We start from the raw sequence: 14,020 nt of genomic DNA, 5'->3' as shown, positions 1-14,020 counted from the left end.
TGATGTCACACATAAAACAACGTAACCAGAGGGGAATGCGGACAATAAAATTAAGAATGAAGGAGGTTAGAGTATGTTTTTTAAATCTACTAAATGGAAGCGGTTTCTTTTAGGGGGAGGTTTTGCTACGATCTTTATTTTTAGTGGGTGCCAACTCGTTTCTAATGCAACAACGGAAGAGCAACGGATTGATTTAACATTCTCGTCATTTATGCCTGGTCCCCATCCTCAACATACGACTGTGATCATCCCTTTTCTTGATGATTTAGAAGCAGCTACTGATGGTCGTGTAACGGGGACGATGTACACTGGGAATGCATTCGGCGCTTCCAATACGCAGTATGACCTTGTTGTAAATGGGATTGCCGATATGTCCCTTGCTTTGCATGGCTATACACCAGCGCGCTTTCCACTTACAGGCGTTTCAGAACTTCCTTTTATGGGTGACAGTGCAGAACAAGCATCAAAAATTTTATGGAATCTCCATGAACAATTTCCAGAAATTGAAGCCGAACATAAAGGAACAAAGATTGGATGGATTTTCAAAAATGATCCAGCACAAATTTTAACGGTTGATCAACCGATTTATACTCCTGAAGATTTAGAAGGAATGAAAATTAGAACGCCTTCTTCCGCGGGGAACGATATTTTAGAAGCTTGGGGGGCCATTCCTGTATCAATTCCGATGAGTGATGTGTATGAGTCAATGCAAAAAGGTGTAATCGATGGAGCCCTTGCACCAGCTTCGGCGATTAAAAACTTCCAGCTCGGCGATGTGACACGATATATCACGAAAGGCGATTTTTATACCAGTAGTGAATTTGTTGTGATGAACCCTGATACATGGGACCGGATGTTGCCAGAAGATCAAATAGAGATGGAAACGTTAATGGGTGAGCGGATGGCAGAGCAAGCTGCTAAAGTTTATGATGAAGATGGAATTCAAGGTTGGGAATCTGCCAAAGAGGCGGGTGTTGAAATCTATGAGCTTGACGAAGAAGAACTTGCAGAGTGGGAGAATCGAATCACTCATTTGTATGAAGAGTGGGTGGAAGAAATGGACATGCGTGGTTTTCCGGGACGTGAATTGTATGAAGAAAGCATTCGATTACGGGATGAAGGAGAGTGATGCACATGTTCCAGAGCTTCTTAGTTTCCTATGAGCGTTTTGTTCATATAGTAAATAATATTTCTGTAAAAGCGGCAGGGATTTTACTTTTATTTATGATGAGTCTCACCTTTTTTGATGTACTTGGCCGTGAATTATACAGACCGATCCTTGGGGCACATGAGCTAACCTATTTGGCTCTGGCGGTATTTATTTTTTTTAGTCTCGGATATACCGAACAGAAAAAAGGGCATATCTCAGTAGATTTTTTAGTAGATAAATTACCAGAACGTGCTCAAGTTTGGCTTTCGCTCGTTATCTATCTCATCACATTTATGTTGCTGACACTCATGACTTGGAAAACCTTTTCCTTCTCTATACAACTATCAACGACAGAAACAGGGGAACTCGGGATGCCTGTATCCATGTTTGTTATGCTGTGCGGAATTGGTTTAATCCTATATGTGTTAACTGTCTTACTAGGGTTGTTAAAAACGATCGGAGAGGCGGTGGGAACATATGAGTCCTGAGTTAATAGGAATCGTAGGAATTCTTGCTCTCTTTTTCTTGTTGTTAGTGAAAGTGCCAGTAGGCATCTCACTGATTCTTGTAGGTTTTGTTGGCTGTTGGGCATTAGCAGGTCTCAGTCCTTCGCTTGCGCAACTCGGTATGGTTGGATTTAGCACAGCAAGTAATCACAGCTTAAGCGTCATGCCGATGTTTATTTTAATGGGAATGTTTTTATCCTATAGCGGTTTAGCTAAAGATTTATTCAGCGCAGTGAACCACTGGGGTGGAAAAGTAAGTGGTGGTCTTGGCATGGCGACGGTAGGGGCATCAGCCATTTTCTCCTCAATCTCTGGTTCAGTTAACGCGACCACTGCGACTTTAGCAAAAGTGGCGTTACCTGAAATGAAAGTGTATAAATACAACCCAGGCTTGGCTGCAGCATGCGTTGCGGCAGGTGGGACATTAGGGGTATTGCTTCCTCCAAGTGTTATTTTAATTTTATATGGCATCCTGACGATGGAGCCTGTTGGAGAACTACTCATTGCAGGTATTGTTCCAGGTGTGATATTAACTTTATTCTTTATGTTAACTGTATATATTCAAGTTAGACGAAATCCAACACTTGCCCCAAGAACTGATATTGATTCCAGCATGCCAGAGAAATTAAAATCTCTAACAAAGATATGGCCCTTTGCTGTTGTCTTTTTAATTAGTATGGGCGGAATTTATATGGGGTTCTTTACACCAACTGAGGCAGGAGGCGTTGGTGCTGCAGGGGCACTTATCGTAGCGCTTGCAATGCGCCGTCTTGGTTGGAAAGGGCTATTTGATTCATTAGAAGAAACGGTGCGTTTAACAGCTATGATTTTCTTGATTTTGATTGGCGCATCTCTATTTGGACAATTCTTAGCACTTAGTCAAGTGCCAACAGTCGTCACATCGGCTATATCATCAATGGACGTATCTCCATATGTCATCATAGTGCTACTTCTTATTATCTTTTTTATTTTAGGGTTGTTTCTAGAAGGGATTGCTATACTTGTTTTAACCTTACCTATCGTTTATCCGATTGTGACTCAACTTGGTTTTGATGGGATTTGGTTTGGTGTCATTATGGTCATGGTCTTTAATATGGGAGTCATTACCCCACCGCTTGGGATTAGCGTTTTTGTCATTAATGGTGTGGCAAGAGATATTCCAGTTCAAACGATTTTTAGGGGCGTCATTCCCATGCTGATTACAATGGTCTTATTTACGATCTTGCTCGTCATTTTTCCAGAGATTGTTACATTCTTACCGAATCTCATGCAATAAATACAAAAACGAAATGAGGGGTACTAAATGGAAATGTTTGAATCGATCGTTACAAGTTATGTGAATGGTGAATGGATAAAAGGCGGAAGTAATAGGACGTATGAGATTACAAATCCGTATGATAACAGTGTTTTAACGACTGTCTCAATTGCCTCAACAGAACAAACTGAACAAGCTTTTGCAGCTGCAAAACAAGCACAGAAACAGTGGGCAAAAACAAGCGCAGATGAGCGGAAAGCGGTTTTGGAAAGAGCTTCTGCCTATTTAGAAACCAATCGAGATGAAATCGTTCAAGTGCTAAGCAAGGAGACTGGAGGAACGCAGGTAAAGGCTGCGGTTGAGTTTGGTTTAGCTCTAGAAGTGCTTCATGAGGCATACCATATTGTTCATGCGATTGATGAGGTGAAGGAAGTACCTGGACATATTGAAGGCAAACGGAATGAGATCCATCGTTTACCACTAGGCGTTATTTCGTCAATTACACCTTTTAACTTTCCATTCAACCTATCAATGCGGACGATTGCACCGGCAATTGCACTAGGCAATTCTGTCGTTCACAAACCTGACATTCAAGTTGGGATGAGTGGTGGCGTCATTATAGCTAAAGCATTTGAACACGCTGGATTGCCGGAGGGGGTCCTTAATATGCTTTTAACCGATATTGAAGAAATCGGTGATTTAATGCTAACGAATCCTGATTCACAGTTAATTAGCTTTACGGGTTCTACTGCCGTCGGACGCCAAATCGGAGCGATTGCAGGACGTGAGTTAAAACGTGTGTCTCTCGAATTAGGCGGAAATAGCCCATTTATTGTATTAGCTGATGCGAATGTAGATCATGCTGTAGATGCAGCAATCTTCGGCAAATTTATCCACCAAGGACAGATCTGTATGATTATTAATCGCATGATTGTGCATGAGTCACTTCATGATGTGTTTGTAGATAAATTTGTAGAAAAAGCAAAAGCTCTCCCCGTCGGTGATCCAGCTGATCCAAAGACTGTTATTGGTCCACTGGTCAATGAACATCAACTCGAAAAGGCACTTAAGATGATCGAGAAAGCGAAGGAAGCGGGTGCAAGTGTTGCTCTCGAAGGAAAGCGGATTGGCAATGCGCTTTCCCCATATGTATTTACGGAGGCTTTAAACGATAGTGAACTAGCCCAAACAGAGCTCTTTGCACCAATTGCGACGATCATTAAAGCATCATCAGATGAAGAAGCCGTTGCTCTTGCCAATGAAACCGATCATGGGTTAAGTTCTGCAATTTTCTCAACTGATACAGAAAAGGCAACTGAACTTGCGTTATCCATTGATGCCGGGATGACTCATATTAATGATCAAACCGTGAATGATGCCCCAAATATACCTTTTGGGGGAATTAAAGCTAGTGGGCTAGGACGCTTTGGAAACCCATGGATCGTAGATGAATTTACAACAATGAAGTGGGTTTCCGTTCAATCGAAACAAAGAAACTATCCATTCTAAAACGCTTTAAAAAGAGAGAGGAGACGAAACTCATGCGTACAGATGTCGTCATTATAGGAGCTGGACCTGCAGGATTGATGCTATCCTATCTTCTGAAAAAGGAAGGCATTCATTCTGTTTTACTAGAGAAACGCTCAAAACAGGAAATTGAAGAGACGGTGCGAGCTGGTGTACTTGAACAAGGAACTGTTGATCTACTTGTTAAACATGGTTTGGACAAGCGGTTAAAGGAAATCGGACATGAACATAAAGGAATCTATTTACAGTTTAATCAAGAACGACATCGGATTGATTTTCCTGCTTTGACAGGTGGGAAGAAAGTGGTTGTTTATCCACAACACGAAGTAATTAAAGACTTATTAAACGCTCATGATACGATTGGGACAACCATTTATTATGAAGTCGACAATGTAAAGCCAGAGGGGTTAAAAACGGAAGCGCCAAAAGTCTCTTTTACACATAAAGACTCAAGTGCAAAAGAAGAAATCAACTGTGATTTTGTCGCAGGATGCGATGGGTTTCACGGTCCGTGTCGAAAAGAAATAATGGATTGCAGCGAGTTCGAACATCTATATGACTACGGTTGGTTAGGTATTCTAGCAGAAACAAAACCTGCAAGTGATGAGCTTGTTTACGCTAATCACGAAAATGGGTTTGCTCTTTTAAGTACACGCACGCCTGAATTGCAACGCTATTATTTGCAAGTTGATCGGAAAGATGACATTGCTAACTGGTCTGATGATCGAATTTGGACAGAGTTGAATACTCGAGTAAGTATGGGAAAGGGTCAAGAAGTCACACCAGGTACGATTACGCAAAAGAATATTGTTTCGATGCGCAGCTTTGTTTGTGAAACGATGCAATATGGACGTCTGTTTTTAGCTGGGGATGCTGCGCACATTGTTCCCCCAACAGGAGCAAAGGGTATGAATCTCGCAATCAGTGATGTACAAATTCTCGCAAAGGGACTTTGTGCTTATTATCAAGACGGTACAGAGTCGATGCTGAACCGTTATGCAGACATTGCGCTTCGTAGAATTTGGAAAGCCCAACGCTTCTCTGCCTTTATGACAAATATGTTGCATACTAATCCAAGTGCAACTCCGTTCGAACGAAAGCTTCAGCTAAGTGAACTCTCGTATCTCGTTTCTTCTGAAGCTTCTAAACAATCGTTAGCAGAAAATTATACAGGTTTGCCAATTGAATGGGATGATAAAAAAGAAATGGCAGTAGTATAAAGAACGAAGAGACAACTTTACATTTGTGCGGTTGTCTCTTTTTTTGGAATTGATGTGAAGTCCGAGGACAAAGTAAACATGCTTCAGTCTTGCGACTTCGTCGTAAATAGGATTGTCTACATTAATCATGTAGAAGTGTTTTTAAAGAATAGCGATGGCCATTGGGGCGACCGAGTACCCCTAGTAATATTCGATACACTTGGTCTCGGGATTGGATATTAAGGAATCTTCTCGCCTCGCTGTTAGTTATCTGTTTTTGAAATAGAAGGGCATAATCAAGCAATGCTTTGACGTGATCTTCTTTACCTAAGTAGCTACAAGACAGACATTTCCAATGGTGTTGATAGTGGTTTCGCTTTAAAGTGGAGTATTTACAGTTGGGACAAAAAACGCCATAAATTAAGTCAGAGCGTGAGATTGAGTATATTTCTAGAGGACTTTTCGAATGCGGTTTATGCATTTCCAGCAGTAGACGTGAGAGGCTCTTTATGTCTTGATTTGTTAAGTAGCAATAGTCATTTTTATGATTAAGTTGTTCAATTGTTTTTGGTAACGAGTCGATTCGAATCATTTGCTCCGAATCTAGTGGAGCTTGGGTCAGGTCAATGTTGTTGAACGGTGAAGTGAAAAGGACATAACTATAAATAGGTATGGGAGGAAGCTGGTTAGCAGCGAAGATATTACCTAATTCAATTTGCTTGCGATAGATTTGCTCAAGTGGCTGTGGGATTGTTTCTGTGTGGTTTTGCTTGTGGTGCAATTGCTGACTCAACTCATTGATTTCGCTATATTCAGTATAATGTTTCGTTTCTAGTAGAACGATATAGTTTGTCGTTAGGATAAGTGTATCTAATTGAACGTCATGTTTATCCTTTAAACGAAGGTCATAAAAGAGCCTATAGTGCATTACCTTTGGAAGAAAAGCCAGATAGTAATTGACCCTGCGTTCACCAGCAAAGCGGGCTTTTTGTTTCATCAAATCCATTTCGACATTCGCTCGCTTAGGGTGGTCGAGGGGAAGGCGTTGTTCGAGTGCTTTTAAAGCGAGGAGTTGAGTAGGGGCAGTTCGATGTTTTATTGTTGAGATCAAAAGATATTCCTCCTTAAGTATGTTGTATATAAAGATTCGTTCTTACCGTGGGTTTTCCTTTCAAAAAACGAAGCAGCCTATAAACTGCTCCGTAACATCGTTATTTAGTTGGTTGGTTAACGTGTAAAAATGAAGGGTTTGTGTTTGCTGACTCAGGTCCAAGTGGCCACTGCTTTAACTCAAATGGAAAATCGGAACCGGGAATGACTTGAGTAGCCCCAACCGTCTTCATTAAAAAGGTTAAGGCTTCGTCATTCCAAAGAACGGAATCAAAGTAGAGTTGCTTTGCATAGTCAAGTGGACGACGGCTCAAGTGTCTGTATTCGCTTGACCAAGAATCAACGCCTTTTTCCATTCTGCCGATTTGATATGGCAGGAACCCACCTCCGTGAGCAAGGAGAAAGTGAATGTCAGGAAAGCGATCAAGCATCCCACTTAGAATTAAGTCTGATCCAGCAATCGTGGTCTCAAATGGTACACCAATGAGGTTTGGCATTTTCAGCTTGGAAAGGCGTGGATCCTCATTTAATAATGGATGAATAAAAAGGAGCGCTTTACGCAGATTCGCCGCCTCGAAAAAAGGGATGAATCGCTCATTAGATAATGTATCCGTCCCTACTCCGGGACCAATTATTGCTCCAAGTAACCCTTGATTCATTGCGGTTTCCAACTGCTCTGCCGCTCGGACTGGATTTTGTAAACTAACAGTGGCAAGCCCCAAAAAAGAGTCGTTGTGGCTGGTGATCTCGCTCAGTGCATGATTATAAACGGATGCGAGGTCATTGGTTACATCTGACTCAAAATCATATAAAAATAATTGTGGAACAGGTGAGATAATTGCTTGTTTAACTTGTGCTTTTTGGTATGTTGTTTCGTATAATGCGAGATCAATAAATGGCAGAGTGAGTGGGAAAGCCCACTTATTATTAATGGATAAAAGCGTTTGATCTTGCCCTTTTGGAATCCACTTGGCATTTAACTGTTCTTGATGATCTTTTAACCATGTTTGAACAGCTTCAGGAATAAAATGTGTATGACAATCAATCATAAGAATCCCCCTCTATTTCGATATCCTAATTTTTGAGAAATGGCCTTTCCAGCTTCAACAACCCGTTTAATATGAGAAGGGATCGAATAGTCGTTTAATCGTTGGACAGGGCCAATCAAATTAACAGAAGCGATTACAGAACCTGTATAGTCACGGACAGGAGCTGCGATCGTAATCACGCCATCTGATAGTTCTTCGATGCTGAGGGCGTACCCTTTTTCTTTCACTTCCATGAGGATAGATTCAAGTTTTTTCCGGTCTGTGATGGTCTTTTTTGTATAAGCTTTAAACCCATTTTCTTCGATGGAATCAAGAATGTCTTTTTGATGTGTATGGTGAGCTAATAACACTTTGCCAGAGCTTGTACAGTAACTAGGATTTCGTTTTCCGATGTGTGTAAAGGCACGCACCTGATGCTTGCTCTCTACTTTATGGAGATAGATAATATCATTGGCATCAAGAATGGCAATATGGGACGTTTCTTTTGTTTTCTCACTCAGTTCATGAAGGACTGGCATTGCTTCTTTATGAATCTCATAAGTCGCTGTGCAGACGCTTGCGAGGGAAAGAATGGATAAACCTAGGCGATATTGTTGATTAACTGGATTCTTTTCAACAAACCCCTCGCGAGCAAGAGTTGTCATCATCCGACTAACGGTACTCTTTCCCATATCCAATTTCTTTGCGATATCCGTTAATTTCATTTCAGGTTCATCCATTGAGAAGCAACGGAGCACACGCATGGCGTTACGGACAGAAGAGAGCGTGTAGTCGCGTTTTTCTGCAATCGCTTTCAATAAAACCCCTCCTAAGTGGTGTCGATAAATTGACTATAGCATAGCTCGATTTAAAAAAAGTTTAAATAAATCAAAAAAAACAACTTTAGTTGCACATAACAGAACAGCGGTGTTTTATGGGGCACAAAAATGGCTTAAAGTGGGACATATAACAACGATCAATACTTCTTAGGAGGCAAATATACGATGAGTTCTCTTTCAACAGAAAAAAAGACAACTGGTATTGACTGCAAAAACTATATTAACGGTCAGTATAAAGATGCTGTTTCCAGCAAAATATTTGAAAACATTAACCCAGCAACAGAAGAAGTGCTTGGAACGGTTGCAGAAGGATCAAAAGAAGATGTTGATCTTGCAGTAAAAGCAGCAAGACGTGCTTTAAATGGTCGTTGGAAAACGATGCCCTTGGCTGAACGGTCAAAAATTATTCGGCGCATTGGTGACATAATCCTCGAACGCCAGGAGGAATTGGCAAATTTAGAAGCGCTTGATACGGGAAAACCAGTTTCTTTGGCAAACAAAATAGATATTCCAAGAGCGGCGTACAACTTCCATTTCTTTGCTGATTATATGACGACCCTTGGAACAGAGGCGTATCAACAAGATGATCAAGCGCTCCATTATGCACTTCGTAAACCCGTTGGCGTTATCGGTATGATTAATCCATGGAACTTACCATTGTTGTTATTAACGTGGAAACTAGCACCTTGTTTAGCAGCGGGAAACACCGCGGTTATGAAGCCAGCAGAGTGGACGCCAATGACTGCAACCGTTTTAGCGGAGATTTGTACGGAAGCGGGCGTGCCAGATGGTGTTGTAAACCTTGTACATGGCTTTGGGCCGGGGTCAGCAGGAGAAGCGATTTCCCAACACGAAGATGTAGATGCCATCACATTCACAGGGGAAACAAGTACAGGGACAGCCATTATGAAGTCTGCAGCAGATACGTTAAAAAAACTATCTTATGAGCTTGGTGGCAAAAACCCAAACATTATATTTGCTGATTCTAATTTGGATGAAGTAGTGGAAACAACAATCAAATCAAGTTTTATTAATCAAGGTGAGGTTTGCTTATGTGGATCTCGAATTTACGTAGAGCGCCCTGCATATGATGAATTTCTTGAAAAGTTTGTTGCTAAAACAAAAGAGTTAAAAGTGGGAGATCCATTTGCTGACGACACAAATGTTGGTGCGATGGTTTCAAAAGCACATTATGAAAAAGTCCTTTCTTATATGGCGATCGCAAAAGAAGATGGCGGTACAATCCTTACTGGCGGAAAAAAAGCAGAAGGTTTTGCAAAAGGTTTCTTTCTTGAACCGACCATTGTTGTAGGGCTCGATCGACAAGCGCGTTGTGTACGCGAAGAGATTTTTGGGCCCATTGTAACGGTTATCCCTTTTGACCTTGAAGATGAAGTAGTTGCTCAAGTAAATGACACACATTACGGATTATCAGCAAGCATTTGGACAAATGACTTGCGTCGTACTCACCGTGTGGCTGATGCAATTGAAGCAGGAATTATTTGGGTAAATACATGGTTCCTTCGTGATTTACGGACCCCCTTTGGTGGCATGAAACAAAGTGGTATTGGTCGAGAAGGTGGATTGCATAGCTTTGAATTTTACTCTGAATTAAAGAATGTGACCATTAAATTATAAAGAGGTGTTCACTCGATGGGAATCAAAGCAATCGCACAAGAATTACTTGAAGCAGAAAAAACACAACAATCCGTCGCTCCACTATCGGAGCGCGGAACCTCTTTCAGTGTCAAAGACGCATACCAAGTTCAATTAGAGATGGTGAAATCAAAGGTAAAAGAAGGCCATAAGATCGTAGGCAAAAAAATCGGCCTAACATCTAAACCAATGCAACAACTGCTTGGAGTGGATGAACCGGATTATGGACACTTATTTTCGAATATGGTTGCTGAAAATGAAAGCGTTATACCATTGGATCGTGTGATACAACCAAAAGTCGAAGCAGAGATTGCGTTCGTGTTAAAAGAGACATTATCCGGTCCAAACGTAACAAAGGAAGATGTATTAAAAGCAACGGACTATGTCGTTCCTTCAATTGAGATCGTTGATAGCAGAGTAAGAGATTGGAAGATTACACTCGCTGATACGATCGCAGACAATGCTTCTTCATGCTTTTACGTACTTGGAACAACAAGTAAGCAAGTGAAAGAAATCGATCTAGTCCAACTTGGTATGGTTCTTTATAAAAACGGCGAAATTGTCGAAACAGGAGTAGGCGCAATGGCAATGGGAAATCCAGCAGAATGTGTCGCTTGGCTTGCGAATAAATTGCATGCGTTTGGTGCGTCGCTTAATGCTGGAGAAGTCATTTTGTCAGGGGCATTATCGGCGGCGGTTGTGGCTGAACCAGGAGATCATTTTACAGCAAAACTTGCTCATTTAGGTGAAGTGAATATTCGATTTGCCAAAAACGATTAAAGCAAAAGGAGCGGTGAAAATGGAAGCAACTTTACAGAGAAAATTAGCTACTTTTTTATTAGAAGCAGAAGAAAATGTCCATGATGTAAAGCGCATTACAGAGACAAAGGTGCCAGAGTTAACGGTCGATCAAGCGTATAAAATTCAACGTGACCTTGTCGATCTGAAACTTAAAAAAGGCTTAACAATTGTTGGGCCAAAAATGGGGCTTACAAGCAAAGCGAAAATGGACCAGATGAATGTGAAGGATCCCATTTACGGTTATATTTTCTCTAATATGGTTCATGAGGGTGGAAGCAACATCTCTCGTAAAGAATTGATTCACCCGAAAGTTGAAGCGGAAATTGCCTTCGTCTTAGGTGAAGATATTGAAGGACCAGGCATTACTGCGGCTCAAGTGTTACGGGCAACAGCGTATATTGTCCCTGCCATTGAGATCATTGACAGCCGCTATGAAAATTTCAAATTTACATTGCCAGATGTTATTGCAGATAATGCCTCTTCTTCAAAAGTTGTTATTGGCGACAAAATCAAGCTTCCTAACGAACTTGATCTTGCATTAGTGGGCACAACACTTGAAATAAACGGGGAGCTAAAAGCGGCAGGAGCCGGTGCGGCAGTGCTCGGGCACCCTGCTCATGCTGTAGCAATGCTCGTTAATATGTTAGCAAAATCGGGTGAAAAATTGCATAAAGGCGAAGTCATTTTGTCTGGAGCGATTACTGAAGCCATTCTTGTGGAATCAGGGGATACTGTTTATGCAAAATGGGATGGCCTTGGGGAGGTTTCGTTTTCTTTTGTAGATTAACTGGTGAAAGGATTGAAGAGAATGCCGCTTATTCAAGTGTCCATTATGGAAGGAAGACCTGAAGAGAAGATTGAAGAATTAATTCATGAATTAACTACAACGACGGCAGAGACGCTAGGATCTCCGAAAGAAAACATTCGTGTTCTTGTGACGGAGCTGCCAAAAACGCATTGGGGTATTGGCGGAGAATCTGGTTATAAAAAAAATCAATCGAACTAAGGGGGAGAAACAATGACTGTTGAGTTAGGTGTTCTTGCTGCCCATGTTCCGAGCATTTGTCATCGAGAGAACATTCCGCCGTTTCAAGAGGGGATGGTAGATGAGATGGATAATATTGCGAAAGAGATTGATGCGTTAAACCCTGATCTTATTTGCATTGTATCTTGTCATTGGTTATCGACATTTAATCATTATGTTGACGTAGCAGATCGTCATGAGGGCATCTTAACTGCATTTGAATGTCCCGATATTATTTCAGATGTTGGTTACAAGCATGTTGGAGATCGTGAAATTGCGCTTCAAATCGTTGAAGCAGGCAAACGCGCACGAATTCCGGTAACAGCAATTGATGACCCAACCTATGTATGGGATTACGGAACGGTTGTCCCCCTCCGCTATTTACTTCCAAAATCGGATGTACCGATTGTTAGTTTTTCTATTACAGAGGCTGCTAGTCTAGAAGAGTCACGTAAATGGGGAGAGACAATTAAACATGTAATTGATGAATCTGGTAAAAAGACAGTTTTTATTTTTAGTGGAGCTTTAGCGCATAATCTTGTTCGTGGACGGCATAATATGCCAACAATTTCAGAACAAGCTCTCGATAAACAATTTATTAATTACGCACTCGACCGTGATTATGAATCAATGATTTCAATGTTGCCTCAATATGCAAATAATGCAGGAGTTGAGGGTGGGGGCCGCCACTTAGCTATGATGCTCGGTATACTCGGAATCAATTACAAGCCTGACTTTAAATCATATGCCCAGTCCTCCGGTAGTGGCAATGCTATAATGACATTTAGAAAAGAAAAAAATGCGGTTGAAGCTTAAACGCATCAATTCAACAAACCTTGTGGATTATCTGCAAGGTTTTTTTATGAAGGTAACTCTTGTGCGAGAGGGAGGGCTCAGGATAAGGGGGTAGAATCTCAGGATTCGGAGAAGGAGCTCGGGATTCGGAGGAGGAACTCAGGATAAGGGAGAGAAACTCAGGATAAGGGAGAGGAGCTCAGGATACAGGGGTAGGAGCTCAGGATAAGGGGGAGGAGATCAGGATACAGGGGTAGGAGCTCAAATTAGGAGAAGGAGCTCTGGATTCGGAAAAGAAGCTCAGGATAAGGGAGAGGAGCTCAGAGTTAGAGAGAAGGAGCTCAGGATTCGGGAGGAGGAGCTCAGGATTTGAGAAAGGAGCTCAGGATACGAGAGGAGGAGCTCAGGGTACGAGAGGAGAAGCTCAGGATTTGAGAGGAGCAGCTCAAGATTCGGGAGGAGGAGCTCAGGGTACGAGAGGAGGAGCTCAGGGTTCAGGAGGAGAAGCTCAGGACCGAAAGCCCAAGCCCAAGTCGTTACTCCAGACACTTTCTATCAATAAGCCCCGTTTTGTTTTTTTGCTGATGATTTTTTACTCAGTCGAGCTATCGCTAGGAAAAAGAAAATACCAGCACATGCCCCTAAGCTATCGATTAGTACATCGCTAACTTGACCGCTTCGCCCAGGAATAAACAACTGATGAAATTCATCGGAAATAGCATAAGTAGTACAAGTAATAATACCTAAAAGAACGCGTTTTCGTCCTAGGACGCCACTTCGTCCAAGTGCGTTCATAACCAATAGGCCTAAAATGAAGTAAGCACCAAAATGAGCTCCTTTTCGGATGAACGTGTGAAACCACTCTACCTCGGCTAAATGAATGCCAGGCATCAACCTGTTTATTAAACTTAAAGCGAACTCCATAACGCCGCCACTAAGTGATGCAGATTCATCCCCCGGCTGGTGAGATAAGTAAAAAATCAAAGCCATCCAAAGCAAAACGAAAGTCCATGAAATGAAAACGCGTAACTCTTTCATTCGTCTAAAACAACCTTTCAAAGGTAGAATCAATGTTTTATTTTAGCATAAAGTTCAGTGACAAATGTCACTACTCAATTGAATGGTTATAG

At 41.6% G+C, this 14,020-nt stretch carries 14 protein-coding genes; 10 read left to right on the top strand and 4 right to left on the bottom strand.

The window, feature by feature from the left end:
* Positions 1 to 73 precede the first annotated feature (73 nt).
* Genes BK584_RS10620 through BK584_RS10600 form a run of 5 tightly spaced genes read left to right on the top strand, consistent with a single transcriptional unit; the run spans position 74 to position 5,658 of the window.
* Complete coding sequence (locus tag BK584_RS10620) at positions 74 to 1,129, top strand: TRAP transporter substrate-binding protein (RefSeq protein ID WP_078392578.1); 1,056 nt, start codon at positions 74 to 76, stop codon at positions 1,127 to 1,129.
* A 5-nt stretch (positions 1,130 to 1,134) separates the two neighbouring features.
* Entirely contained in the window at positions 1,135 to 1,638 is a 504-nt protein-coding gene (locus tag BK584_RS10615; RefSeq protein ID WP_169871184.1) for a TRAP transporter small permease subunit, read from the top strand.
* On the top strand, positions 1,628 to 2,932 hold the full coding sequence (locus tag BK584_RS10610; protein ID WP_078392576.1) for a TRAP transporter large permease: 1,305 nt from the start codon (positions 1,628 to 1,630) through the stop codon (positions 2,930 to 2,932). The genes BK584_RS10615 and BK584_RS10610 overlap by 11 nt, the downstream gene beginning before the upstream one ends.
* A 27-nt stretch (positions 2,933 to 2,959) precedes the next feature.
* Positions 2,960 to 4,420, top strand: coding sequence for an aldehyde dehydrogenase family protein (locus tag BK584_RS10605; RefSeq protein WP_078392575.1), 1,461 nt, complete (start codon positions 2,960 to 2,962; stop codon positions 4,418 to 4,420).
* A gap of 32 nt (positions 4,421 to 4,452) precedes the next feature.
* A complete protein-coding gene (locus BK584_RS10600; protein WP_078392574.1) occupies positions 4,453 to 5,658 on the top strand; it encodes a 4-hydroxybenzoate 3-monooxygenase in 1,206 nt (401 codons plus the stop codon).
* Between the two features lie 121 nt (positions 5,659 to 5,779).
* Here the strand turns inward: BK584_RS10600 and BK584_RS10595 are convergent, their stop codons facing one another.
* From BK584_RS10595 to BK584_RS10585, 3 genes are all read right to left on the bottom strand, one after another.
* Positions 5,780 to 6,748, bottom strand: coding sequence for a nuclease-related domain-containing protein (locus BK584_RS10595; RefSeq protein ID WP_078392573.1), 969 nt, complete (start codon positions 6,746 to 6,748; stop codon positions 5,780 to 5,782).
* 100 nt (positions 6,749 to 6,848) lie between these two features.
* On the bottom strand, positions 6,849 to 7,796 hold the full coding sequence (locus tag BK584_RS10590; RefSeq protein ID WP_078392572.1) for an amidohydrolase family protein: 948 nt from the start codon (positions 7,794 to 7,796) through the stop codon (positions 6,849 to 6,851).
* Entirely contained in the window at positions 7,793 to 8,593 is an 801-nt protein-coding gene (locus tag BK584_RS10585; RefSeq protein WP_245808834.1) for an IclR family transcriptional regulator, read from the bottom strand. Before BK584_RS10585 ends, BK584_RS10590 begins: the two co-directional genes overlap by 4 nt.
* 186 nt (positions 8,594 to 8,779) lie before the next feature.
* On the opposite strand from BK584_RS10585, the gene BK584_RS10580 reads away from it, so the two are divergent.
* From BK584_RS10580 to BK584_RS10560, 5 genes are read left to right on the top strand one after another with little or no spacing between them, the layout of a single operon-like run.
* Complete coding sequence (locus tag BK584_RS10580) at positions 8,780 to 10,252, top strand: aldehyde dehydrogenase (RefSeq protein WP_078392571.1); 1,473 nt, start codon at positions 8,780 to 8,782, stop codon at positions 10,250 to 10,252.
* Between the two features lie 15 nt (positions 10,253 to 10,267).
* Complete coding sequence (locus BK584_RS10575) at positions 10,268 to 11,050, top strand: 2-keto-4-pentenoate hydratase (protein WP_078392570.1); 783 nt, start codon at positions 10,268 to 10,270, stop codon at positions 11,048 to 11,050.
* Between the two features lie 19 nt (positions 11,051 to 11,069).
* Complete coding sequence (locus BK584_RS10570; protein ID WP_078395543.1) at positions 11,070 to 11,858, top strand: 2-keto-4-pentenoate hydratase; 789 nt, start codon at positions 11,070 to 11,072, stop codon at positions 11,856 to 11,858.
* 21 nt (positions 11,859 to 11,879) lie between these two features.
* Positions 11,880 to 12,077: a 4-oxalocrotonate tautomerase gene (locus BK584_RS10565; protein ID WP_078392569.1), complete on the top strand. Its 198-nt coding sequence runs from the start codon at positions 11,880 to 11,882 to the stop codon at positions 12,075 to 12,077.
* Between the two features lie 12 nt (positions 12,078 to 12,089).
* The gene (locus BK584_RS10560; protein ID WP_078392568.1) at positions 12,090 to 12,911 is read left to right on the top strand and encodes a DODA-type extradiol aromatic ring-opening family dioxygenase; all 822 of its coding nucleotides are present in this window, start codon (positions 12,090 to 12,092) and stop codon (positions 12,909 to 12,911) included.
* A 534-nt stretch (positions 12,912 to 13,445) separates the two neighbouring features.
* Here the strand turns inward: BK584_RS10560 and BK584_RS10555 are convergent.
* Positions 13,446 to 13,928 (bottom strand): VanZ family protein, encoded by a 483-nt coding sequence (locus tag BK584_RS10555; protein WP_078392567.1) that lies wholly within the window; start codon positions 13,926 to 13,928, stop codon positions 13,446 to 13,448.
* Positions 13,929 to 14,020 lie beyond the last annotated feature (92 nt).

It is taken from the genome of Shouchella patagoniensis (genome assembly GCF_002019705.1).
Lineage (GTDB): Bacteria > Bacillota > Bacilli > Bacillales > Bacillaceae_D > Shouchella > Shouchella patagoniensis.
The sequence above is the reverse complement of the archived record's forward strand: the minus strand, read 5'-3'. Positions and strand labels throughout refer to the sequence as shown.

What these genes read in the sequence shown, in the direction of transcription:
- BK584_RS10620 (WP_078392578.1), top strand. Translation starts at nt 74, where the DNA reads ATGTTTTTTAAATCTACTAAATGGAAGCGGTTTCTTTTAGGGGGAGGT.
- BK584_RS10615 (WP_169871184.1), top strand. Translation starts at nt 1,135, where the DNA reads ATGTTCCAGAGCTTCTTAGTTTCCTATGAGCGTTTTGTTCATATAGTA.
- BK584_RS10610 (WP_078392576.1), top strand. Translation starts at nt 1,628, where the DNA reads ATGAGTCCTGAGTTAATAGGAATCGTAGGAATTCTTGCTCTCTTTTTC.
- BK584_RS10605 (WP_078392575.1), top strand. Translation starts at nt 2,960, where the DNA reads ATGGAAATGTTTGAATCGATCGTTACAAGTTATGTGAATGGTGAATGG.
- BK584_RS10600 (WP_078392574.1), top strand. Translation starts at nt 4,453, where the DNA reads ATGCGTACAGATGTCGTCATTATAGGAGCTGGACCTGCAGGATTGATG.
- BK584_RS10590 (WP_078392572.1), bottom strand. Translation starts at nt 7,796, where the DNA reads ATGATTGATTGTCATACACATTTTATTCCTGAAGCTGTTCAAACATGG.
- BK584_RS10580 (WP_078392571.1), top strand. Translation starts at nt 8,780, where the DNA reads ATGAGTTCTCTTTCAACAGAAAAAAAGACAACTGGTATTGACTGCAAA.
- BK584_RS10575 (WP_078392570.1), top strand. Translation starts at nt 10,268, where the DNA reads ATGGGAATCAAAGCAATCGCACAAGAATTACTTGAAGCAGAAAAAACA.
- BK584_RS10570 (WP_078395543.1), top strand. Translation starts at nt 11,070, where the DNA reads ATGGAAGCAACTTTACAGAGAAAATTAGCTACTTTTTTATTAGAAGCA.
- BK584_RS10565 (WP_078392569.1), top strand. Translation starts at nt 11,880, where the DNA reads ATGCCGCTTATTCAAGTGTCCATTATGGAAGGAAGACCTGAAGAGAAG.
- BK584_RS10560 (WP_078392568.1), top strand. Translation starts at nt 12,090, where the DNA reads ATGACTGTTGAGTTAGGTGTTCTTGCTGCCCATGTTCCGAGCATTTGT.
- BK584_RS10555 (WP_078392567.1), bottom strand. Translation starts at nt 13,928, where the DNA reads ATGAAAGAGTTACGCGTTTTCATTTCATGGACTTTCGTTTTGCTTTGG.